Below are 22668 nucleotides of genomic sequence, written 5' to 3'. Positions count from 1 at the left end.
CGCGTTTTTCCTCAGCCCGCCGACATGTTGCCCGCGTGCTGCTTCTCGCGCAGCGTGACCAGCTCCTCGGCCATGGTCGGATGGACCGCGCAGGTGGCGTCCCACTGGGCCTTGGTGAGGCCGGCCTTCACGGCGATGGCGGCCAGCTGGATCATCTCCGGGGCCTCGGGGCCGACGATATGGACGCCGACGACCTTCTGGCTCTGGGCGTCGACGACCAGCTTCATCAGGACGCGTTCGTCCGAGCCGGTGAAGGCGTATTTCATGGGGCGGAAGCGGGTCAGGTAGACATCGACCTCGCCCGGACAGGAATGACGCGCCTCGCTTTCGCTCAGGCCGACCACGCCGACCGGCGGCTGGCTGAACACGGCGGTGGCGACGGCCTCGTAGTCGAAGGCCTGCGGATTGTCCCTGAAGACGGTCTGGTGGAAGGCGACCGCCTCGCGGATGGCGACGGGGGTCAGGTTCATGCGGTCGGTGACGTCGCCGATGGCCCAGATGTTGTCCGCGGTCGTCTTGGAGAAGCCGTCGACCTTGATGGCCCCCTGCTCCGTCAGCTCGACGCCCGCCTTCTCGAGCCCCAGCCCCTTCACATAGGGCATGCGTCCGGTGGCGAACATGACCACGTCGCTCTCGATCGTCATGCCGTTGGCGAGGTGGTTCACCAGGCCGGTCTCGGTCTTCTCGATGGACTCGTGCTGGCAGCCGAGGATGACCTTGATGCCGCGCTTCTCGATCTCGCCGGCCAGGTGGGCGCGCACGTCGTCGTCGAAGCCGCGCAGGATGTTCGGGCCGCGATAGATCAGGGTCGTCTCGACGCCCAGACCGGCGAAGATGCCGGCGAACTCCACCGCGATATAGCCGCCGCCCGCGATCAGGATGCGCTTGGGCAGTTCCGGCAGGTGGAAGGCCTCTTCCGAGGTGATGGCGTGCTCGATCCCCGGCATGTCCTCGGGCGACCAGGGCCTGCCGCCGGTGGCGATCAGGATCTTGTCGGCGGTGATCTCCCGGTCGATGGAGCCGTCCTTCTTGAGGATCTGGACGGTGTGGTTGTCCTTCAGGATCGCGCGTCCATGGACCAGATCGACGCCCGCCTTGCCCAGGTTGGCGGCGTAGATGCCCGACAGGCGGGCGATCTCGACATCCTTGGCCTGGATGAATTTGGGCCAGTCGAAGCTGGCCTCGACGGTCCAGCCATAGCCTTCGGCGGTCTCGAACTGGTGGGCGAAGTCACTGGCCATGACCATGAATTTCTTGGGCACGCAGCCGCGGATCACGCAGGTGCCGCCGACCCGGAACTCTTCCGCGATGGCCACCCGCTTGCCGCCCAGCGCCGTCAGCCGCGCCGCCCGCACCCCGCCGGAACCGGCGCCGATGACGAAGAGGTCGTAGTCGTGGGTCTCTGACATTCTCTATCCGCTCATCCCGGCGAAAGCCGGGACCCAGTGCTGTCCAGCATGACGCCGGCGCTTCCGGACCTTCATCCGCGCCGACCGGAAAGAGTGCTCACCCAAAGGTCTGGGTCCCGGCTTTCGCCGGGATGAGCGGAGTAATTGGTATCAGGGCAGCAGCACCTCAACCCCGTCGTCCGTGCCGATGATCGCCTCGTCCGCGAGGTCGAGGAACAGGCCGTGCTCGACCACGCCGGTGATCAGCTTCAGGTCGTCGGCGAGACGGGCCGGGTCGTGGATCGCGCCGCAGGCGGCGTCATAGATCAGATTGCCGCCGTCGGTGCGGACCAGGCCGCGCTCGGCCATGCGGACGCGGGCGGGCATGGCGATGTCGTGGTCCGTCAGGACGTCGGCGATGCGGTTGCCGGTCGTCTTGTGGCCGAAGGCGACGACCTCGATCGGCAGTGCGAACTTGCCGAGCACCGGCACGACCTTGGCCTTGTCGGCGATGCAGATGCAGCGGGTCGAGGCTTCCCACACCAGCTTTTCGCGCAGCAGGGCCGCGCCGCCGCCCTTGATCAGGGCCAGTCCCGGCCCGACCTCGTCGGCGCCGTCGACGGTCAGGTCGATGCGCGGGCTGTCCTCCAGCGTCGACAGCGTCAGCCCCAGTTCCCGGGCCAGTTCGGCGGTCGCCTCCGAGGTCGGCACGCAGCGCAGGCCGGTGAGGTTGCGAGCGGCCAGCGCCTTGACGAACCAGGCGGCGGTCGAGCCGGTGCCCAGGCCGACGACCATGCCGGCTTCGACGCGGAGGGCGGCGGCCTCGCCGGCGTTCTTCTTCTGAATATCGGACATGGTCGGCTCGCTGGCGGGAGGGAATCGCACGGACAGGCGGGCTTTATCCGGCCATGGAGACGCGGGGAAGCGTGGTGATCAGCCCCTCGCCTTCTTCGCCCGCATCATCTCCATGAATTTGGCCGCCCAGCCGGCCTTGGCCGTCTGGGGCGCGCGGGCGAGGCCGAGATCGCCGGGAGCGACGTCGGACGTGATCACGGAGCCCGAACCGACCATGGCGCCGGCGCCGATGGTGACCGGAGCCACCAGCGAGGTGTTGGAGCCGACGAAGGCGCCCTCGCCTATCGTGGTGCGGTGTTTGAAGAAGCCGTCGTAGTTACAGAAGATGGTCCCGGCGCCGATGTTGGCCTTGGCCCCCACCTCGCCGTCGCCGAGATAGGCCAGGTGGTTGGCCTTGGCCCCGGCGGCCATGGAGACATTTTTCACCTCGACGAAATTGCCGACCTTCACGCCCTCGGCCAGTTTGGCGCCGGGGCGCAGGCGGGCGTAGGGGCCGACCTCGGCGCCGCCGGCGACCGTCGCGCCCTCGATGTGGCTGAAGCTGCGGATGCGCGCGCCCGGGGCGATCTTCGCGCCGGGGCCGAAGACGACATAGGGCTCGATCGTCGTGCCGCCGCCGACCTCGGTGTCCCACGAGAAGTGGACGGTGTCAGGCGCGGCCATGGTGACCCCGGCGGCGAGGAAGGTCTCGCGCTGCACCTTCTGGAACAGGGCCTCCGCGACGGCCAGTTCGCCCTGGGCGTTGACGCCCATGACGGCGTCCTCGTCGGCCATGACGGCGCGGGTCGGAGCGCCGCGTCCGCGGGCCAGCTCGACCACGTCGGTCAGATAGTATTCGCCCTTGGCGTTCTCGTTCTTCACCTCGGCCAGCAGTTCGAACAGCAGGCCGATCGGCGCGGCCATGACGCCGGAGTTGCAGGCGGTGATGGCCAGGACCTCGGCCGACGCCTCCTTGGCCTCGGTGATGGCGGTCAGGGTCTCGCCGTCCATGACCAGGCGGCCGTAGGCGCCGGGATCGCGGGCCTCGAAGCCGATGACGCGCACGCCCTCGGTCTGGGCGAAGACCGGCTCGATGTCGGCGGCGCGCAGCAGGGGCACGTCGCCGTAGGTGATGACCACCTGGCCGACAAAGTCGCCGAGCACGGCCTCCGCGGCGCGGACGGCGTGGCCGGTGCCCAGCGGCGGGTCCTGTACGGCGATGGCGTCCTCGCCCAGCCGCGCGACGACGTGCGCGCGCACCTGCGGCGAGTGGGAGCCGACGACGACCACGATGCGCTCGCAGCCCAGGGCCTCGGCGGCGTCGATGGCGTGATCCAGCATGGCGCGGCCGCCGACCGGGTGCAGCACCTTGGGCAGCGGCGATTTCATCCGCGTCCCCTGCCCGGCGGCGAGGATGATGGCGGCCCTGGCTTCAGAAGATCTGGGTTCGGCGTGGGTGGTCATGAATCGGTCCGGCGGATAGTCACCGGTCCGGTCTAGCCCATCGGGGCCGATGACGGGAGAGACGGGTGACGCAGCGGGATCTGGACGGCTGGACCATCGCCTTCGACCTGGACGGGACGTTGGTGGAGACCCACGTCGATCTGGTGGGGACGCTGAACCGGATGCTGGTCGCGCGCGGCCTGCCGGCGGCGCCGATGGACAGCGCCGCCTCCCTGATCGGCGGCGGGGCGCGGGCCATGCTGCAGCACGGGTTCGAGCGGGCGGGCGCGACCTGGGACGAGGCGCAGGCGCCGGCCCTGTTCGAGGCCTTCCTGGCTGACTACGTCCTGCACATCGCCGACCATTCGCGGCCCTATCCGGACGTGGTCGAGACGCTGGAGCGGCTGGCGGCGCGCGGGGCGATCCTGTGCGTGGCGACCAACAAGCGCACCGACCTATCCATGCTGCTGCTGGAAAAACTGGACCTGACCCGGCATTTCGCGGCCATCGCCGGGCCGGACAAGGTCAGCGCGCGCAAGCCCTCGGGCGCCCATCTGATCGAGGCGGTGCGGATGGCCGGCGGCGATCCGGCCAGAGCGGTCATGGTCGGAGACGCCCCGCCGGACGTCGGCGCGGCGAAGAACGCCGGCCTGGCCTGCATCGTCGTCACCTACGGCTACACCCCTATAGCGCCCGCCGAACTGGGCGGAGACGTGCTGATCGACGCCTTCGCGCAGCTGGAAACGGCGATTGACCGGCTGATCGGGTAAAAAGCCGCGCCTCGGGCGGTTGCGGTTTGCTGCACCTGCTAACATCTGCAAGGGCTGGCCACTCGAGAGACCCGTCCATGATCCGTCGCTTCTTCGCGATCCCGCTGTGGATTCGGACATTCGCCGGCTTCGGCCTCGGCATCCTCGCCGGCCTGATCCTGCGGGATAAGGCGGAGGTCTGGCTGCAGCCGATCGGCGACGTCTATCTGAACCTGATCCGGATGGTGGTGGCGCCGCTGGTGCTGTTCACCATCGCCAGTTCGATCGCCAAGCTGGGCGAAGGCGCCGGGGCGGTGCGGCTGGGCGTGCGGACCCTGGTCTGGTTCGCCATCACCTCCCTGCTGGCCGTGCTTGTCGGTTTCGCCTTCGGCCACTTGATCAATCCGGGCATGGGGCTGAGCAACCTGCCGCTGGGCGAAGTGCGCGAGCGGGTGATCCCGACGCCCCTGGAGGTGCTGATCGGCATCGTCCCGACCAATCCCTTCGCCGCCCTGAGCGACGGCAAGGTGCTGCAGATCATCTTCTTCTCGGCCCTGGTCGGCGGAGCGCTGGTGGCGCTGGGCGACCGGGCCCAGACGGCGCGCCGGCTGGTCGATGAGGGCGCGGCGATCGTCTTCCGCATCACCCGCTGGGTCATCCAGTTGACCCCCTTCGGCGTGTTCGGCCTGATCGGCTCGGTCGTCGGCGGCTACGGCTGGGAGGCCCTGCTGCCGCTGGGCAAGTTCATCTTCGCCATCTACGCGGCCTGCCTGTTCCACATCCTGATCGTCTATTCGGGCCTGCTGAAGCTGCACGGACTGAAGGTCCGCAGCTTCTTCCGCGGCGCCTTCGCGGCCCAGCAGACGGCCTTCGCCACCTCCTCGTCGCTGGGCACCCTTCCGATCACCCTGCGCCAGACGGTGGAACGGCTGGGCGTACCCCAGGCCTACGCCGCCTTCGCCGTGCCCCTGGGCGCCAGCGTCAAGATGGACGGCTGCGGCGCCATCTATCCGGCCATCGCCTCGATCTTCATCGCCCAGTATTTCAACATTGATCTGTCGCTGACCCAGTACATCCTGATCGGCCTGACCGCCGTGCTGGGCTCGCTGGGCACCGCCGGCGTGCCCGGCACCTCGATCGTCATGCTGACCCTGACCCTGTCGACGGCGGGCCTGCCGCTGGAAGGCATCGGCTACATCGTCGCCATCGACCGGATCATCGACATGATGCGCACGGCGACCAATGTCACGGGTCAGATGCTGGTCCCCGTGCTGGTCGCCAAGGAGGAGAAGATCCTCAACGAGGACATCTACAACGGCCACGTGGCCTGGCTTCCGGGCGACCCGGAGGCTGAAACGCCGGACGCCGTGAAAGCATCGGGCATCTAGGCTTGCGCCATCGGGGAGGTCGGGCTATGTCCGCGCCCTCCCCGACAGGCACATGGCCTCGGGGCCCGAGATGGATGTGTAGCTCAGCGGGAGAGCACCTCGTTCACACCGAGGGGGTCACAGGTTCAATCCCTGTCACATCCACCATTTCCTTCCTGCTCCTTCAGACTCCGTAGCCTTCGTCGGCGCAGACGACCGGCTCGCGGATTGCGGTCAATCCGCCGTCGGCGGACACGTCCCATGCCGCTTCGGCGCGCAGCAGGCCGAAGTCGCCGTTGTCGATCGCATATTCGGCGCCCACCAGAGCGATGACGCCGGGCTCCGGCGTCGGGTCCTTCAGCCCCCGGCTCGTCCGCTTGCATTCATAGGCGACGTAGCTCTCGGCGGTGCGTCCTGACGCCCGAACCGTGTCCACGCCTCGCCACAGGGCATGATCTCCAGCGCGACCGATTTCGATCTTGGAGACGAAGATCCAGTCGCGTGGGTTCGAAAGCGAGCGGTGAACGCCGATCGCAACCGGCGCACGCACGAAGGAGCCGCCATAGTTTTCATAACCGGCGATTCCCCGCTCTTCGCCACCCGACCAGGTCGCCCCCACCAGGGCGCGTTCCGGACCGCGAGCCTGGGTCTGCGCGGCGGTTCCGCATGCGGCCGCCAGGCTCGCCAGGATCACAAAACCGCCCAGGATCGACCCCGATGCTTTCATCACTTCATCCTCTCGCTATTCGGCGACCGGCAGGCGCACGATCACGTCGTCGACCTGCACGCCGCCCCGGTCGATGACCAGGTTCTGGTAGTTGCGCTGGCCGTCCTGGGTTTCCGATTCGACGTCCTCGACCTCGGTGCGGAACTGACGGCGCAGGTAGGTGGCCAGTTCGCCCGCGGTGACCAGGCGGTCGCCGTCCATGTCGGCCTCGCCGGACATACCCTCGCGCAGGAAGTGGGACAGGTAGCCGCCGGCGCGGAACTTGTCGGCCACGGCGCTGGTCAGGTCCTCTTCCGAGCTGAACAGGCCCATGACGCCGGGGCGGTCGACGACGTTGCGCGCGAAGCCGCCCGAGTAGCAGGCGTCGATCACCAGCAGCGACAGGCGGGTGCGCAGCGTCCCGAACAGGCGGCCCATCTCGGCGTCGCTGATCTCGCCGTCGCGCAGGACGATGGACTCGCTCTTGCCGTCCGGCTCGACGCCGCTGACCGCGACCTCGTTCTGGTCGCCGTGGCCGGAGAAGAAGAACAGGAACATGTCGTCCGGCCCCGCTTGGGCCGCGACGCGTTCGAAGGCCGAGCGCACGCCCGCCACCGTGGCTTCGGCGTTGGTCAGGACGACGCTGGCGTCGTTCAGCGAGCCTTCGCGCTGCAGCGCCTCGGCCAGCTTGCGGGCGTCCTCGTCGGTGAAGGCCAGGTCGTTCTGGGCGCCGCCGTAGTCCGAAACCCCGACCATGACCGCGAACACCCGCGCGCCGCCGGGCGCCGCCGCCTGACGCGAGGATTCCTGACCGGGCTCGACGGTGAAGCGATACGAGCCCGTCTCGCCCGGACGATAGGAGGTGACCTGGACCTCGTACCGGCCGTCTTCCGGCAGGGTGATCTGCTGGCGGCTGTTGGTGCCGTCGTCGCCGTCGTCGTTGTCGAACTGTTCGCCCGAGGGGGAGCGCACGATGGTGTAGGCGTCGAAGGCCGAGGAGGTCAGCTCGACCGCCACGCGCTCGCCGCGCCGGCCGTTGAAGGTGTAGCGGTCGAAATACTCGCCGCTGTCGAGGGTTTCGTCCCCGCCGGACAGGGCCCCGCCGATGGCCTGGCCGATCTGGATCTCCCCGCCGGGCGAGGCCTGTTCGGACGCTCGCACCGCGGCCGCGGGCGGCTTCTCGGCGCCGGCGCCTTCCAGCACCGACAACTGGTAGCCCCCCCGCTCTCCGGCGGCGTAGCTGGTGGCGGTGATGGTGTAGGCCCCGTCGGCCGGCAGGGTGACCAGCAGGCGGCTGTCGCGCGAATCCGCTGCGGAGGCGTCGTCGTCGTTGAACTCGGAGAAGCCGTCGGGACCGGAGATGGCGACATAGGGATCGAAGGCCTGTGAGGTCAGGCGGATGTCCAGCTGCTGCCCCCGGCGACCGGCCAGGGTCCAGCTGTCGGTGTACTCGCCGCTGCTGAGCGTCGCGTCGCCGTCCCGCAGTTCACCCGAGACCGGCCGGCCCAGGCGAATCACGCCTGTTGGCGCGGCGGCGGCCGGCGCGTCGGCCCCGCCGCCCACGGCGGTCAGCCGCAGGGTGTAGGCTCCCGTCTCGCCCGCCCCATAGCTGGTCGCGCCGATGGTCACGACGCCATCCGCCGGGACGGTGAACCGGATCCGGCTGTCGCGCGAGCCGCGCGCGGCGGGATCATCGTCGTTGTCCTCGCTGAGACCGCCCGGACCGCGCACCAGCAGGTAGGGATCGAAGCCCCGGCCGGACAGGGTCGCCTCATAGGTCCGGCCGCGCCGCAGGGGCACGGTGTAGCGGTCGATGTATTCGCCGCTGTCGAGGGTGGCGTCGCCGCCCGCCAGCTGGTTGCGAACGGTTTCGCCGACCGCCAGGCCAGGCTCGATCCGGCCGGTCGGCCTGACCGGGACGGGCGACGTATCCGGCGTGGCGCGCGTGCCCGAGGCTCCGACGGCGGGCGTGTCCTGTCCCGGACGGACCTGGGCGAAGACGGGTGCGGCCAGGACGGTAAGGGCGGTCGTGGCGGCGAGAACGGTTCGAAGCATGAAATCCCCCAGTCGGCGCAGCTTGCCCTGACACGCCCAGCTTGTCAGCGGGAACCGCCCCCCCGCGTCAGGAAATGGCGGAACAGCGCTCCCGGGGCCGCGGTTCCGCCTTGATTGCGGCGCACATGCCCCGCCCTTCGCTTGCCGGAATGGCTGGCGCGCGCCGCGTCGGCGCCCTACGGACCCTGCCCATGCCCTTCCCCGCCAGCCATCCCGCGCTTGACCGCGCGCTTTCCGAACGCGGCTATGCCGAGCCCACCCCCGTCCAGGCCGCCGTGCTGGAGGCCGAACAAGGCCGCGACCTGCTGGTCTCGGCCCAGACCGGCTCGGGCAAGACGGTGGCCTTCGGCCTGGCCCTGGCTCCCACCCTGCTGGGCGAAGCCGAGAAATTCGCCGAGTTCGGCGCCCCCGTCGCCCTGGTGATCGCGCCGACGCGCGAACTGGCGCTGCAGGTGTCGAACGAACTGCAGTGGCTCTACGCCCAGACCGGCGCGCGAATCGTCTCGTGCGTCGGCGGCATGGATCCCAAGACCGAGCGCCGTCAGCTGGATCGCGGCTGTCATATCGTCGTGGGCACCCCGGGCCGCCTGCGCGATCACGTCGAGCGCGGCGCGCTGGACCTGTCGACGCTGCAGGCCGTCGTGCTGGATGAAGCCGACGAGATGCTGGACATGGGCTTCCAGGAAGACCTGACCTTCATCCTCGACGCCGCCCCGGCCGAGCGCCGCACCCTGCTGTTCTCGGCGACGCTGGCGCGCGACATCGTGCAGCTGGCCAAGACCTATCAGAAGGACGCGCTGCGGATCGACACGGTCGCCGGCGCCGGCTCGCACGCCGACATCGAGTACAAGGCCATCCGCGTCGCCCCGAACGAGGTCGAACTCGCGGTCGTCAACGTGCTCCGCTATTTCGAGGCGCCCGGCGCCCTGGTGTTCGCCAACACGCGCGAACGGGTGAAGCATCTGACCTCGTCCCTGCGCGAACGCGGCTTCTCGGTCGTCGGCCTGTCGGGCGAACTGACCCAGAGCCAGCGGTCCGAGGCGCTGCAGGCCCTGCGCGACGGCCACGCCCGCGTCTGCGTCGCCACCGATGTCGCCGCTCGCGGTCTGGACCTGCCCGATCTGGGTCTGGTCATCCACGCCGAGATCCCGGTCAACAAGGCCGGCCTGCTGCACCGTTCGGGCCGTACGGGCCGCGCCGGCAAGAAGGGCGTGTCTGTCCTGCTGGTCAGCTATACGCGCCGCCGCAAGGTCGAGCTCATGCTGGGCTCCGCCGGGATCAAGGCGGAATGGTCGGGCCCTCCGAGCGCCGACGAGATCCGCGCCAAGGACCAGCAGCGCATGCTGACCGACCCTGTCCTGACCGCCCCGGTCGAGGACGAGGACATGCTGGCCATGGGCCGACAGCTTCTGGAGAAGAGCACGCCCGAGCAGATCGCCGCCGCCCTGATCCGCCTGTACCGCGAGAAGCTGCCGCCGCCCGAGGACGTCTATGACGACGACCGGATGAAGCGTCAGCAGGAGAGCGGCAAGAACGACAAGGGCCAGCCGGACGTCCCGTACACGGACTTCGCCCGCGGCGGGGACATGGCCTGGTTCCGCATCAATATCGGCCGCGACAAGAACGCCGACCCGAAGTGGCTGATGCCGACCATCTGCCGTCTGGGTCACGTGACCAAGCGCGACATCGGCGCGATCAAGATCTTCGACCGCGAGACCAAGTTCGAGATCACCGAGGAGATGAAGGCCAAGTTCGAGGCCGCCATCGCCCAGGGTCTGGAAGACGGCGTGAAGATCGAACCGGCGGTCAAGCCGGGACCGTCCGAGAAGCCCGTCAGCCGCTGGGACAAGAAGCCCGCCGGCGGCGGGGATCGCCCTGACAAGAAGCCCTGGAAGGCGCGCGAAGAGGGCGGCGAGAAGCCCGCCTGGAAGCCCCGGGAAGACCGTCCCGAGGGCGCCAAGAAGCCTTGGGTCAAGCGCGAGGACGGCGACAAGCCGGCCTGGAAACCGCGTGAGGACCGCCCGCAGGGTGAAAAGAAGCCCTGGGTGAAGCGGGAGGACGCCGCCGCTCCGGCCGCCGAGGGCAAGAAGCCCTGGGTCAAGCGGACCGCCGCCGATCCGACCCCTCCCGGCAAGAAGCCGTGGGTGAAGAAGCCCGCCGCCGAGGGCAAGACGCCCTGGACGCCGCGATCGGACGCCGAGGCCGCTCCGGCCGCCGCCGGCGACAAGCCGTGGAAGGGCAAGCCCAAGGGCGGCGACCGTCCGTGGGCGGCCAAGGACGCGCGCGGCAAGCCGGCCGCGAGCAAGCCTTTCAAGCCCAAGGGTCCCCGGTAACTCCGGGGCCCACGCCGCCCTGCGTCGCCTTGCGCCGCGACTGTAACCGTTTACGGTGACGTCGAAATCGGCTCGAACGGCGGCCAACGCCGCGAGTCGGGCGACAAGAAACGGGCAGGAAACATGGCGGACGTCCGGCTGACCGGCGTGACGAAGCGGTTCGGGACGACCGAGGTGCTGAAGGGAATCGATCTGGAGATCGAGGACGGCGAGTTCGTGGTCTTCGTCGGCCCCTCGGGCTGCGGCAAGTCCACCCTGCTGCGCACCATCGCCGGTCTGGAAGAAGCCTCGGGCGGCGAGATCGCCATCGGCGGACGCAAGGTCAACGACCTGTCCCCGTCAGACCGCGGCATCGCCATGGTGTTCCAGTCCTACGCGCTCTATCCGCACATGAGCGTGTATGAAAACATGGCCTTCGGGCTGAAACTTGCGAAGGCGGACAAGGCGGAGATCGACCGCCGGGTGCGCGCCGCCGCTGAAACGCTGAACATCACCGACTATCTGGAGCGCAAGCCCAAGGCGCTGTCTGGCGGGCAGCGCCAGCGCGTCGCCATCGGCCGGGCCATCGTGCGCGAGCCGCAAGTCTTCCTGTTCGACGAGCCCCTGTCCAATCTCGACGCCGCCCTGCGGGTGCGCATGCGCTACGAGTTCGCCGGGCTGCATGAGCGGCTGAAGACGACGATGATCTACGTCACCCACGACCAGGTCGAGGCCATGACGCTGGCCGACCGGATCGTGGTGCTGAACGCGGGCGTGATCGAACAAGTCGGCGCCCCGATGGAGCTGTACGAACGGCCCCGCAACCTGTTCGTCGCCGAGTTCATCGGCAGCCCGAAGATGAACCTGATCCCGGCCGAGATCGTCACCGCGACGGCGAAGGCTGCGACCGTGAAGACGGCCGCGGGCGATACGCTGAAGGTGTCAGTGGACGCCTCCACCGCCAAGGCCGGCGACAAGGTCACCCTTGGGATCCGCCCCGAACACCTGGCCCTGGGCGGGTCGAGCGGCGGGATCATGACGCAGGTGACCTTCGCCGAGACCCTGGGTCACGCCACCTATGCGTATGCGACCTACGGCGAGACGGCCCTTACGGTGCAACTGCCAGGCGACGTGCGGCCCCAAACCGGCAAGGCCCTGGCGCTGGCGATTCCGGCGGAGCAGGCGCACCTGTTCGACACCGGCGGGATCGCGTTCCCGCGCGCCTGACGAACCGCCCCGGGGACACCCCTGCAACAACACCTGCAGGTTGAGGCTCAACTCAATCTGTGATGGTAGTGACGCGGGCGCTTTCGCCCTTAGGGAGGTTACCGATGAAGACCATCGCCAAACTCGCCTTCGCCGCCGCCATCGCCCTGGCGGCCGCCTCCGGAACCGCGACCGCATCCCCGCCGCCCGCCGCGACTTCGGGACCCTGGGCCAGCGTCGCCTATCTTTCGGGCGGTCAGCTGGTGGGCGGTGCGCAAATCTACTGCGACACCGATCCTGTGACCTGGGGCAACACCACGACCTACGATTCCGAGGTGTGGACCTACTATTACATGTGTCCCTGATTTTGACCGGCGGCGCCCCTTCGGGGGCGCCGTCCTTGCTGCGGAGATCGCCTTTTCCGCACTTGCCGCGACCACTCGTGTTGCATCGCACAAGGGGAGGCTTCTAGATGGCGGGATGCCCTCTCCGGCCACGCTGACCATCGACCTCAACGCGCTCGCCGCGAACTTCCACACCCTGCAGGCGGTGGGCGGCGCCCCCGTGCACCCCGTGGTCAAGGCCGACAGCTACGGCCTGGGCGCCGCGGCGTGTGCGACCCGGCTGGCGGCCGAGGGAGCGCGGACCTTCTTCGTTTCCCGCAGCGCCGAGGGCGAGGCCCTGCGCCAGGCGCTGGGCGGCGGCCCTGTGATCTACGTGCTGGACGGCTGCCTGACCGGCCACGCCGGGCGGCTGGCGGCGGCGGACCTGCGACCGGTGCTGAACACCGCGGCGCAGCTGGCGGAATGGCGCGCCGCGAACGGCGGTCCGTCCGGCCTGCAGATCGACACCGGCATGAACCGGCTGGGCTTCCGCGTGGAAGATGCGCCCGAGCCGTTCGAGGGGCTTGAGCTGGTGCTGAGCCACCTGGCCTGCGCCGACGCCCCGGACGAGCCGATGAACGCCCGCCAGCGCGACGCCTTCGCGACGGCGGCGCTGCGTTATCCGGGGACGGTGCGGTCGTTCGCCAACTCGGGCGGCGCCTTCCTCGGTCCCGACTACGTTTTCGACGCCCTGCGCCCGGGCATCTGCCTGTACGGCGGCGGGCCGGAAGGCCGCCCCGATCCCCGTATCCGCGCCGTCGCGACGGTGGAGGCCGAGGTGCTGCAGGTGCGCGACGTGCCCGCGGGCGAAAGCGTCGGCTACTCCCAGGGCTTCCGCGCCGCCGCCCCGGTCCGCATCGCCACCTGCGCGGCGGGCTACGCCGACGGCCTGCTGCGCAGCTACAGCCCCCGAGGCGAGGTCTCCGTCGGGGGCGAACTGCGCCCGATCCTGGGCCGCGTCTCGATGGATGTCTGCGCCGTCGATGTCAGCGGGCTGGACGTCTCCGTCGGCGACCGCGTCGAACTGTACGGCCCGAACCGGATGATCGACGACGCCGCGACGGCGGCGGGGACGATCAGCTATGAACTGCTGACCTCGATCACCACCCGCGTGCCGCGCCTCTACGTCGGCTAGACCGCCTCGGCGCGCCAGATCTGGTTGGAGCCGCCGTTCCACGACCACGGGATGATCGGCGTGCGCTCGTCCGTGTGTTCCCCCGCGATATCCGCGACCCGGTCGTGATCCGGATTGTTGAGCGCGAACCAGCAGCCGTCGACGAAATCGATCGTGAAGCGGGTCGAGGGATCGCCCGACATGTCATCCATAGGAACGCGGTCGTTCGACAGGCTGAATCCCCCGTCTCCCCAGATCAGCAGACATCCGGGATCGGCACCCCAGCCGAGCGTGAACGTGCCGCCCGGCGCGGCCTCGGCGACGAGGACGGTCGCGCCGTCATCCCCCAGCGACATTCGCCGCACGCCGATGAAGTACTCCAGCGCCAGGGTCTCGACCTCGCCCATGAAACCGCTCCCGCCGGACGGCCGCGCGGCGTGGAGCCCGAAGGCGATGTCGGGATCCATGTAGGAGATCAGCCGGAGGCGTCGTCCGTTCGCGAACTCCGACAGGTCGGTCAGATTGCCGTAGGCGTCCATGGGGGTTTCCTCAGCCGAGCTTGCCGGATTTGACGGGATCCGGCGCAGCCGAGGCCGCCGGGGTGTCGGCGTTGGCCAGCGCGCCGCCGGCCGGCGGGACGAAATCCACGTCCTGGGCGCGCCAGGTCTGGTTGCCGCCGCCGTTGGCCTGGAAGGCGATGATCGGATTGTTCTCGTCCGTGCCGGACTCGCTGATGTCGACGACCTGGCTGGAGCCGAAGGCGCTGAGCACGAACCAGGGACCATTCTGCCACTGGGCCTGGAACTCCGGGTAATAGGTGGGGTCGCCGTCGATGGACTGGGAGATCGGCTCCAGTGTCAGACGGCCGGTGGAATCCCCCTCCATGGACAGGGCCTGGTTCGGGTCGCTGCCCCAGGCGAGGTAGAACATCCGGGATTTGCTGCCCGCCGCGACCCCGGCGATGAAGATCGTCTCGTTCGGACTGCCGTTCGACAACCGGTGCACGCCGACGCCGGACCAGCCGGTATCGGTGTCGCCCGTCACTCCCATGGCCACATCGGGATCAAGATAAGAGATCAAGCGGATGCGCCGGCCGGTGAGGAACTCGTCGTCCGTCGTCAGATTACCGTAGGCGTCCATGACCCGCGCTCCCTTGAGCGAACAACGATACACCGATGCAACGGCAAAGCTAGTCGCTGGGCATCCAGCGTGCGCCGCGGGCGGTACGTCAGAATTGGTCGTAGGCCTGTAGACGCCCCCTGCCCCGCCTTCGCCGACTCCTGTAAGCCAGCGGCATGGCGAGAGACGGCGCGATCTATGTTTGTCAGTCCTGCGGGGCGGTCCACGGCAAGTGGTCCGGCCAGTGCAGCGCGTGCGGGCAATGGAACTCCATCGTCGAGGAAAGCCGTTCGGCCCCGCCCGGCGCGCTGAAGCCGGCGGCGGCCAGCCGAACGCGCGGCCTGCAGTTCGAGACGCTGCAGTCCGACACGCCCGAGCCGCCGCGCATCATCACCGGCGTGGCCGAGTTCGACCGGGTGTGCGGCGGCGGCGTAGTGCCCGGCTCGGCTATCCTGCTGAGCGGCGATCCCGGCGTCGGCAAGTCGACCCTGCTGCTGGACGTGGCCGGACGGGCGGCGCTGGCGGGCAAGCGGGTGGCCTATATCTCGGGGGAGGAGGCGGTGGAGCAGATCCGCTCGCGCGCCCGCCGCATGGGGCTGGAGAAGGCGCCGGTCGAGCTGGCCTCGGCCACGGCGCTGCGCGAGATCCTCGGGACGCTGAAGCGCGAGAAATTCGACATCGTCATCGTCGATTCCATCCAGACCCTGTGGTCCGACGCCCATGAAGCCGGACCCGGCTCGGTGACCCAGGTCCGCGCCTGCGCCAGCGAGATGGTGCGGCTGGCCAAGTCGGGCGGGCCCGCCGTCATCCTGGTCGGCCACGTGACCAAGGACGGCCAGGTCGCCGGACCGCGCGTGGTCGAGCATATGGTCGACGCCGTGCTGAGCTTCGAGGGCGAGCGCGGCTATCCCTTCCGGATCCTGCGCGCGGGCAAGAACCGCTTCGGCGCCACCGACGAGATCGGGGTGTTCGAGATGGGCGACGGCGGCCTGCGCGAGGTCAGCAACCCGTCGGCCCTGTTCCTCGGCGAGGGCACCGACCGCGCGCCCGGCGTGGCGGTCTTCGCCGGCATCGAGGGCTCGCGGCCCGTGCTGGTCGAGATGCAGGCCCTGGTGTCGAAGTCCGCCTACGGCACGCCGCGCCGGGCCGTGGTCGGCTGGGACACCGGGCGCCTGGCCATGGTGCTGGCCGTGCTGGAGGCGCGCTGCGGCATCGGCTTCGGCGATCAGGACGTCTATCTGAACGTGGCGGGCGGACTGCGCATCAATGAGCCGGCGGCCGATCTGGCGGCGGCGGCGGCCCTGATCAGTTCGGCCATGGACATGCCCCTGCCGCAGGGCTGCGTCGTCTTCGGCGAGATCAGCCTGTCGGGCGAACTGCGGGCGGTGGGCCGAGCCGAGGCCCGCCTGCGCGAGGCCCGGAAACTGGGGTTCGACCTGGCCCTTTCGCCCCCTCTGACGGTCAAGGACCGGGGGGTGAAGGCCGCCCCCGTCAGCCGCCTGTCGGAAGCGGTCGATAGAATCTCGCAAAACCGCTACGGTGAGACCCGATAGGCGCCCTCCCCGCGTCCGGCGCCCGGCGATCAGTTCCAACCCTTCCTGATGGAGCGACTGGCGTAATGGTATCCAAGCATTTCGCGATCCCCGCCCTGGCGGTGATCCTGCTGGCCGGTTGCGGCCAGAACGCGGACAAGGCCGAGAGCGCCGCGCCCGCCGAGGCCGCAACTCCCGCGGCCTCGGCGACGACCGCCACCGCCCCGGCCGCGGCTTTCGACATCACCAAGATTCCGGTTTCGACCGCGCCGCTGGGCGTCTTCCCCTACATCACCCTGCCCGCCGGATACGTGGACGGCGGCGGGAAGACCCAGGATCTGGCCCGCTTCCCATTCTGGACCGGAACCGCGTTCGAATTCGTCGAGGGCAAGGTCTATCAGGCCGGCATCCGGCCCGACGAGGGCAAGACCTTCTCCAAGCTTGAGCTCCAGCGCGGCATCGAGCGCCAAGTTCTGGCCGCGGGCGGCGTGAAGGTCACCGAAAGCCGGATCCCGAGCTCGGCGTCCGACGCGCTGACCGACGATGTGAAGGTCGGCATGATCGACGGGCTGGGCGACATCTACAACGACGCGACCACGACCTATGTGATCCGCAGGGCGGACCGGAGCATCTGGGTGCATATCGTGCCCAGCATGTACGGCGGCGCCTGGACCATCGCCGAAACCGAACCCGCGCCGGCTCCGCCCGCCGCGGCCCCCGCCGCCTGATCCGGAGAGCGCGCCGGCGGACCGCACGGCGGCGCGCGCCGGAAAACATCGAACGAATCCCGCGGAGGGGCTATGCTGGCCTCTCTCTTGCCGAGCGCCCATGACCGGTTTCGACGTCTTCGCCATACTGGTCATCCTCGCCTCGGCCGGCGCCGGCTGGGTGCGCGGCGCGACGCGCGAGATCATCACCCTGCTCAGCTTCGTGCTGGCGGCCTTCATCGCCCTGATCGCCCTGCCGCTGACGGCGCCGATCGGGCGGGGCCTGGTCGATCCGGACTGGGCCGGCACGATCCTGTCCGCCGTCGGATCCTTCCTGCTGATCTATTTCGGCATCCGTATCTTCGGATCCTTCCTGTCGAAGCGGGCGCAGGCCCATCCGCAACTGGGCGGCGTGGACCGGTTCCTGGGCGTCTTCGTCGGCTCGGCCCGCGCCCTGGTGCTGCTGGGAGCGATCCATCTGGTGATCGTGGCGGCCATGCCGGGCGAGAAGACGCCGCGCTGGCTGAGCGAAGCGGCCCTGCGGCCGGCGACGGCGGGCGCCGCGCGGCTGATCCAGATCATTCTTCCCGGCATCGGACGCGGCGCTGACGCGTTGTCGCCCGTAGTCAGTTCGTCCGTGAGCAAAGGGTTTTCGGACGATGAAGCCTTGCCCTCGCCCCAAACAAGCAATACTTCGCCGCCGTCCGCCCAACGCTAGCGTTCCCCTGCTTCATCGGAGCCCCACGATGAGCCGCCTCGACCATTCCATCGCCGCCCCGGTCGTCCACCGGGAGCACCATCGCGACGCCGACGACGACCGTCCGCGTCTGGAATGCGGGGTCTGCGGGGTCTGGGGCGCGGACCAGGACGAAGCCTCCGCCGTCGTCGCCCTGGGCCTGCACGCCCTGCAGCATCGCGGCCAGGAAGCCTGCGGCATCGCCAGCGTCCACGACGCCCGCTTCTACACCGAACGGCACATGGGCCTGGTCGGCGAGGCCTTCGGCGGGACCAATCTGGCCGAGCGGATGCCGGGCTCGGCGGCCGTGGGCCACACGCGCTACTCCACCGCCGGCGGTTCGTTCCTGCGCAACATCCAGCCGATGTTCGCCGACCTGGATCAGGGCGGCATCGCCGTGGCTCACAACGGCAACCTGACCAATTTCAAATACCTGCATAGCCAACTTGTCTCGGAAGGCGCGATCTTCCAGTCGACGTCGGACTCCGAGGTCATCCTTCACCTGATCGCCCGCAGCCGTAAGGCCAAGATCGTCGACCGCTTCATCGACGCGATCGGCCGGATCGAGGGCGGCTACGCCCTGGTCTGCCAGACCCGCTCCAAGATGATCGGCGCGCGCGACCCCCTGGGCATCCGCCCGCTGGTGCTGGGCCGCCTGGGCGACGCCTGGGTGCTGGCCTCCGAGACCTGCGCGCTGGACACCATCGGCGCGACCTTCGAGCGCGACGTGGAGCACGGCGAGGTCATCGTGATCGATCACGAGGGCCTGCGCTCGCTGAAGCCCTTCCCGACCAAGGCGGCGCGCCCCTGCCTGTTCGAATACGTCTACTTCGCCCGCCCCGACAGCGTCGTGAACGGCAAGTCGGTCTATGAGGTACGCAAGCGCATGGGCCGCGGCCTGGCGCGCGAGCATGCGGTCGAGGCCGACGTGGTCGTGCCGGTGCCGGACTCCGGCGTCCCGGCCGCCCTGGGCTATGCGCAGGAAAGCGGCATCCCCTACGAAATGGGCATCATCCGCAGCCACTATCTGGGCCGCACCTTCATCCAGCCCAGCCAGGGCGCCCGGCAGAAGGGCGTGCGCATGAAGCACAGCCCCAACCGCGAGGTCCTGGCCGGCAAGCGCGTGGTGCTGATCGACGATTCGATCGTGCGCGGCACCACCTCGGTGAAGCTGGTGCGCGCCGTGCGCGCCGCAGGCGCCACCGAGGTCCATCTGCGCTCGGCCTCGCCGCCGATCCTGTACCCGGACTTCTACGGCATCGACATGCCGGAGCGGGACCAGCTGATCGCCGCCAACAAGACGCTGGAAGAGATGCGGGCCTATCTGGAGGTCGACTCGCTCGGCTTCCTGTCGGTCGACGGCCTGTACGGCGCCATGGAGGCCGGGAAGCGCGACGACCGCAACCCGCAGTTCACGGACCACTACTTCACCGGCGACTATCCGACCCGCCTGCTGGACCGGGAGATCGAGGAAGGCGGCCGCGAGGACAACACGCGGCAACTTTCCCTGCTGGTGAGCGCTTAGGGACCTATGGTCCAGCTCGGCTATTTCACGCTCGACACCCTCGATATCGAGAAGGCCCGAGCCTTCTACGGCGCCCTGTTCGGTTGGCGGTTCGACGAGGCCGCCTCAGGTCCGACCTACGCCCATGTCGCCGACAGCGAGCCGGCCTTCGGCTTCACCAAGGTCGAGCGCGCCCGGGACTTCGCTCACCTGTATTTCCGCGTCGATGACGTGGACGCCCTGTGCAAGCGGGTGACCGAGCTGGGCGGCAAGGCGGCGGTCCCTTCGGACAGCGCCTCCGGCCGCAGCGTTGTGGTGTCAGACGATCAGGGCGTCAGCTTCAGCCTGTGGCGTCCCGCCGCCGGGTTCTGACGCCGGTTTCGCTTCCGGTCCGCCCAAGGCCGCGCTATCAGGCGCGCCATGACCGACCTTCCCCTGAAAGACCGCATCGCCCTCGTCGTCGGGGCCTCGCGCGGCATCGGCTATGAGAGCGCGCTGGCTCTGGCCAAGGCCGGGGCGCATGTGATCGCCACCGCCCGCACCCAGGGCGGGCTGGAAGATCTGGACGACGCCATCTATGCGGCCACCGGGCAGCACGCGACCCTGATCCCCTTCGACCTGGTGGACGGCGGCGGCATCGATCGCATGGGCGGCGCCCTGTATGAGCGTTTCGGCAAGCTGGACATCTGGGTGCAGGCCGCCGCCACCATGGGCGCCGAGGGCCTGACGCCGGTATCGAACGCCGACCCGCGCGGCTTCGCCAAGGTCGAGAAGACCAATTTCACCGCCGTCTATCGCCTGATCCGCTCGCTGGAGCCGCTGCTGAAGGCGTCAGACGCCGGGCGCGTGATCCACCTGACCACCAGCGTCGCCGCCGCCCCGCGCGCCTTCTGGGGCGCCTACGCCGCGACAAAGGCAGGCGCCGAGGCGCTGATGAAATGCTGGGCCGACGAGATCGAGTCCATGCCGATCCGCGTCTCCATCGTCGATCCGGGCCGGATGCGCACCCAGCTGCGCGCCCAGGCCTATCCGGGCGAGGATCCGGAACAGAACATCCATCCCTCCGCCATCGGCCCGCTGGTGGTCGAGCTGGCGCGCGGCGACCTGACCCCGCCGCTGACCGTCAGCTTCAAGGAATGGAACGCGGCGCCGGGGGCGTCGGCGCTGGTCTAGACCGCGCATGCGCCCTCTCCCGCACGGGCAATTCCTCGGTGACCTGAACCGGTCGGTCCAGGCGGGCGGGTTCAGCGTCGATCTGCGGGTGGCCACACTGCCCCCGGAGGCGGTGACCGAACATTCGCATGACACTGCGCATTTCATCCTGCCGCTGGCGGACGGATACCGCAGTCTCGCGCGCGATCCGCTGGCCCCGGTCCGAACGCTCTTCGGCGCCGGCAGCGCGATCTACAATCCGCCCGGCGTCGTGCATCGCGATTGCTTCGACGTCGCCGGCGGTCTCTTCCTGTCCGTCAGCGCTCCGGCCGATCTCCCGACGGGCCTGTCCCACCCCGCCCTGCTTCGCGGCGAAGCCGAAACGGCGATGCGGCGGCTGGTCGGCCTGAGCATGCGCGCCGCGCCGGGCGACGAACTGGCCGTCGAACAGGCCTCGCTCACCCTGGCCGATGCGGTCGTCCTGTCCATGGACGCCTCTCGCCACGCGCCGGACTGGCTCATCAGGGCCGCGGAGATGGTCGAAGACCTGGCCTGCGCGCCGGGTCTGGAAATCCGCGCCATCGCCGACGAGGCCGGTGTTCATCCGGTCCATCTGACCCGGAGCTGGCGACGGCATCTGGGATGCTCCCCGACCCGTGCGATCCGCCACCGCCGCGCCGATCATGCGACCCAGAGCCTGATCCGGAACATGGATCTGGCCGAGTCGGCGGCCGGGGCCGGCTATGCGGACCAGAGCCACATGACCCGCGAGTATGCGCGGATCTTCGGCATTACGCCGGGGGCGTTCCGCGCCGTGATCTCCGGACAGGTTTGATCTGTTCAAGACAGGCCGTCCGGACCGTGGGATGCGGCGCCTCCAACCCAAGGAGTTCCTCGTGCGCGCCATCATCCTCGCCGTCTCGGCCCTGCTGCTGACTGTCTCGCCCGCCGAGGCGCAGACCGACGGCTGGAGGACGGCGCCGCCCGCGGCCGAACGCGCCTCCGCCGCCGGCCTGACCGCCATGGATGCGGCGGTGCGGAACGGCGACTTCCACCAGATCACCAGCGTCCTGATCAGCCGCAACGGCCGCCTGATTCATGAGGCCTATTTCGATGACGGCGGCGCGGAGGCCCGGCGCAACACGCGATCGGCGACCAAGACCGTCACCGCGATGCTGGCGGGCGCGGCGGTCGCCCGCGGCGATCTGTCGGTCTCCACGCCGGTCATGCCGCTGATCTCGTCCTGGGGCCCGTTCGATAATCCGGACCCGCGCAAGGCGCAGATCACGGTCGAAGATCTGCTGACCATGAGCTCCTTGCTGGAATGCGACGACGACAATCAGTTCTCACGCGGCAACGAAGAGCGGATGTATCTGATTGAGAACTGGGTGAAATTCGCTTTCGACCTGCCGGTGCGAGGCTTCCCCGCCTGGGCGCCCAAGCCCGAGAACTCACCCTACGGCCGCGCGTTCAGCTACTGCACGGCCGGCACGACGACGCTGGGGGCCGCGATCCAGTCGGCGACGGGCCAGCCGCTCCAGACCTTCGCCCATGACGTCCTGTTCGCCCCCCTGCAGATCGAGGGCGAGGAATGGCAGTTCTCGCCCATGGGCCTGGCGCAGGGCGGCGGCGGCCTGAGCCTGCGCAGCCGCGACCTTCTCAAACTGGGCCAGCTGTTGCTCGACGGCGGGAGGTGGAACGGGACCCAGGTCCTGCCCGAGGCGTGGACCCAGGCGATGACGACTCCGCATGCGAGCGTCGATCCCCAGCGCGGCGACTATGGCTATCTGACCTGGCTGCCGACCTACACGGTCGCCGGCAGGCCCCTGAAGGCCTTCGCCATGGCCGGGACCGGAGGCAACAAGGTCGTGGTCGTGCCGGAGCTCAACGCCGTCGTCGTCGTCACCACCACCAACTATGACGTCCGCAATCCGCACGGCCTGGCGGACGCCCTGATCGCAAACCACGCCCTGGCGGCGCTGCTCTGATCCCCCTCAGCCCGTGATGATCGTGCTCGGCATGACGATGCGGCGTTCGCATTCGGCGTAGTCGACGGCGTCGCGGGTGTAGGTCTCAAGCCGGCGCAAATAGGCGTTGATCTGGTCCACGTGGGTCGAGAACTGACCCTGGTAGCGGATCATGGCCGCCTCGTACTCGCGCAGGACGTTGTTGCGGCAGGTATGCGTTCCGCGCGCCTCGTTGACGCAGCCCGGCACGGGCGGGCGGCTCGGCTTGACCGGGCGCTCGATGGCCGGCGGCGTCGGCGCGGTGCAGACCGCGGGCGCGGCCTCCTGGGCGACAGCCGCCCCCGCGACAAGGAAGGCGGCCGACAGGCCGACGATGGTCTTGATCATGCTGGAT

General features: G+C 69.3%; 22 protein-coding genes and 1 tRNA gene. 15 read left to right on the top strand and 8 right to left on the bottom strand.

Features of this window, described 5'->3' with window-relative positions; genetic code table 11:
- Positions 1-11: 11 nt before the first annotated feature.
- From gor to glmU, 3 genes are all read right to left on the bottom strand, one after another.
- The gene (gor, locus tag AC07NB_RS02420; RefSeq protein WP_492313229.1) at positions 12-1409 is read right to left on the bottom strand and encodes a glutathione-disulfide reductase; all 1398 of its coding nucleotides are present in this window, start codon (positions 1407-1409) and stop codon (positions 12-14) included.
- A gap of 150 nt (positions 1410-1559) precedes the next feature.
- Complete coding sequence (gene rpiA / locus AC07NB_RS02415; RefSeq protein WP_492313230.1) at positions 1560-2243, bottom strand: ribose-5-phosphate isomerase RpiA; 684 nt, start codon at positions 2241-2243, stop codon at positions 1560-1562.
- A 78-nt stretch (positions 2244-2321) separates the two neighbouring features.
- On the bottom strand, positions 2322-3686 hold the full coding sequence (gene glmU / locus AC07NB_RS02410; protein ID WP_494571609.1) for a bifunctional UDP-N-acetylglucosamine diphosphorylase/glucosamine-1-phosphate N-acetyltransferase GlmU: 1365 nt from the start codon (positions 3684-3686) through the stop codon (positions 2322-2324).
- A 65-nt stretch (positions 3687-3751) separates the two neighbouring features.
- Between glmU and AC07NB_RS02405 the strand changes: the two genes are divergently transcribed.
- The 3 genes from AC07NB_RS02405 (at position 3752) to AC07NB_RS02395 (ending at position 5949) form a co-directional block, all read left to right on the top strand.
- Complete coding sequence (locus tag AC07NB_RS02405; RefSeq protein ID WP_494571608.1) at positions 3752-4435, top strand: HAD-IA family hydrolase; 684 nt, start codon at positions 3752-3754, stop codon at positions 4433-4435.
- Positions 4436-4512: 77 nt separating this feature from the next.
- Positions 4513-5802 carry a dicarboxylate/amino acid:cation symporter gene (locus AC07NB_RS02400; RefSeq protein WP_494571607.1) on the top strand — a complete coding sequence of 430 codons (1290 nt, stop codon included), beginning with the start codon at positions 4513-4515 and terminating at the stop codon, positions 5800-5802.
- A 72-nt stretch (positions 5803-5874) separates the two neighbouring features.
- Positions 5875-5949 (top strand) — tRNA-Val (locus AC07NB_RS02395).
- 16 nt (positions 5950-5965) lie between these two features.
- Here AC07NB_RS02395 and AC07NB_RS02390 read toward each other — a convergent pair.
- Positions 5966-6508 (bottom strand): hypothetical protein, encoded by a 543-nt coding sequence (locus tag AC07NB_RS02390; RefSeq protein WP_494571606.1) that lies wholly within the window; start codon positions 6506-6508, stop codon positions 5966-5968.
- A gap of 15 nt (positions 6509-6523) precedes the next feature.
- Positions 6524-8542, bottom strand: a complete 2019-nt coding sequence (locus AC07NB_RS02385) for a pre-peptidase C-terminal domain-containing protein (protein ID WP_494571605.1) — start codon at positions 8540-8542, stop codon at positions 6524-6526.
- 191 nt (positions 8543-8733) lie between these two features.
- Between AC07NB_RS02385 and AC07NB_RS02380 the strand changes: the two genes are divergently transcribed.
- From AC07NB_RS02380 to alr, 4 genes are all read left to right on the top strand, one after another.
- Positions 8734-10875: a DEAD/DEAH box helicase gene (locus AC07NB_RS02380; RefSeq protein WP_494571604.1), complete on the top strand. Its 2142-nt coding sequence runs from the start codon at positions 8734-8736 to the stop codon at positions 10873-10875.
- A gap of 123 nt (positions 10876-10998) precedes the next feature.
- Positions 10999-12081 carry an ABC transporter ATP-binding protein gene (locus AC07NB_RS02375; protein ID WP_494571603.1) on the top strand — a complete coding sequence of 361 codons (1083 nt, stop codon included), beginning with the start codon at positions 10999-11001 and terminating at the stop codon, positions 12079-12081.
- A 104-nt stretch (positions 12082-12185) separates the two neighbouring features.
- Complete coding sequence (locus tag AC07NB_RS02370) at positions 12186-12425, top strand: hypothetical protein (RefSeq protein ID WP_492313237.1); 240 nt, start codon at positions 12186-12188, stop codon at positions 12423-12425.
- Between the two features lie 115 nt (positions 12426-12540).
- Complete coding sequence (gene alr, locus AC07NB_RS02365) at positions 12541-13578, top strand: alanine racemase (protein ID WP_494571602.1); 1038 nt, start codon at positions 12541-12543, stop codon at positions 13576-13578.
- Here alr and AC07NB_RS02360 read toward each other — a convergent pair.
- Complete coding sequence (locus tag AC07NB_RS02360) at positions 13575-14096, bottom strand: RICIN domain-containing protein (RefSeq protein ID WP_492313239.1); 522 nt, start codon at positions 14094-14096, stop codon at positions 13575-13577. The two genes, alr and AC07NB_RS02360, sit on opposite strands and share 4 nt — an antisense overlap.
- A 10-nt stretch (positions 14097-14106) precedes the next feature.
- Positions 14107-14697 (bottom strand): RICIN domain-containing protein, encoded by a 591-nt coding sequence (locus AC07NB_RS02355; RefSeq protein WP_494571601.1) that lies wholly within the window; start codon positions 14695-14697, stop codon positions 14107-14109.
- Between the two features lie 155 nt (positions 14698-14852).
- Between AC07NB_RS02355 and radA the strand changes: the two genes are divergently transcribed.
- The 8 genes from radA to AC07NB_RS02315 all read left to right on the top strand — a co-directional run bounded on the left by radA (position 14853) and on the right by AC07NB_RS02315 (position 22295).
- Entirely contained in the window at positions 14853-16229 is a 1377-nt protein-coding gene (gene radA, locus AC07NB_RS02350; protein ID WP_494571600.1) for a DNA repair protein RadA, read from the top strand.
- Positions 16230-16294: 65 nt separating this feature from the next.
- The gene (locus AC07NB_RS02345) at positions 16295-16936 is read left to right on the top strand and encodes a hypothetical protein (protein ID WP_494571599.1); all 642 of its coding nucleotides are present in this window, start codon (positions 16295-16297) and stop codon (positions 16934-16936) included.
- Between the two features lie 100 nt (positions 16937-17036).
- Entirely contained in the window at positions 17037-17633 is a 597-nt protein-coding gene (locus AC07NB_RS02340) for a CvpA family protein (RefSeq protein WP_291836721.1), read from the top strand.
- A 28-nt stretch (positions 17634-17661) separates the two neighbouring features.
- Positions 17662-19176, top strand: coding sequence for an amidophosphoribosyltransferase (gene purF, locus AC07NB_RS02335; protein ID WP_291836720.1), 1515 nt, complete (start codon positions 17662-17664; stop codon positions 19174-19176).
- A gap of 6 nt (positions 19177-19182) precedes the next feature.
- A complete protein-coding gene (locus AC07NB_RS02330; protein WP_492313242.1) occupies positions 19183-19527 on the top strand; it encodes a VOC family protein in 345 nt (114 codons plus the stop codon).
- Between the two features lie 48 nt (positions 19528-19575).
- Positions 19576-20328, top strand: coding sequence for an SDR family NAD(P)-dependent oxidoreductase (locus tag AC07NB_RS02325; RefSeq protein WP_291836716.1), 753 nt, complete (start codon positions 19576-19578; stop codon positions 20326-20328).
- 7 nt (positions 20329-20335) lie between these two features.
- Positions 20336-21142, top strand: coding sequence for an AraC family transcriptional regulator (locus tag AC07NB_RS02320; RefSeq protein ID WP_494571598.1), 807 nt, complete (start codon positions 20336-20338; stop codon positions 21140-21142).
- A gap of 31 nt (positions 21143-21173) precedes the next feature.
- The gene (locus tag AC07NB_RS02315) at positions 21174-22295 is read left to right on the top strand and encodes a serine hydrolase domain-containing protein (protein ID WP_494571597.1); all 1122 of its coding nucleotides are present in this window, start codon (positions 21174-21176) and stop codon (positions 22293-22295) included.
- Positions 22296-22301: 6 nt separating this feature from the next.
- On the opposite strand, the gene AC07NB_RS02310 is transcribed toward AC07NB_RS02315, so the two are convergent.
- Complete coding sequence (locus AC07NB_RS02310) at positions 22302-22661, bottom strand: hypothetical protein (protein ID WP_494571596.1); 360 nt, start codon at positions 22659-22661, stop codon at positions 22302-22304.
- Positions 22662-22668 lie beyond the last annotated feature (7 nt).

This window comes from Brevundimonas sp. GW821-FHT09G01, from assembly GCF_059416065.1.
Note: the sequence above shows the minus strand (reverse complement) of the source record. Positions and strands in the feature narration are given on the sequence as shown.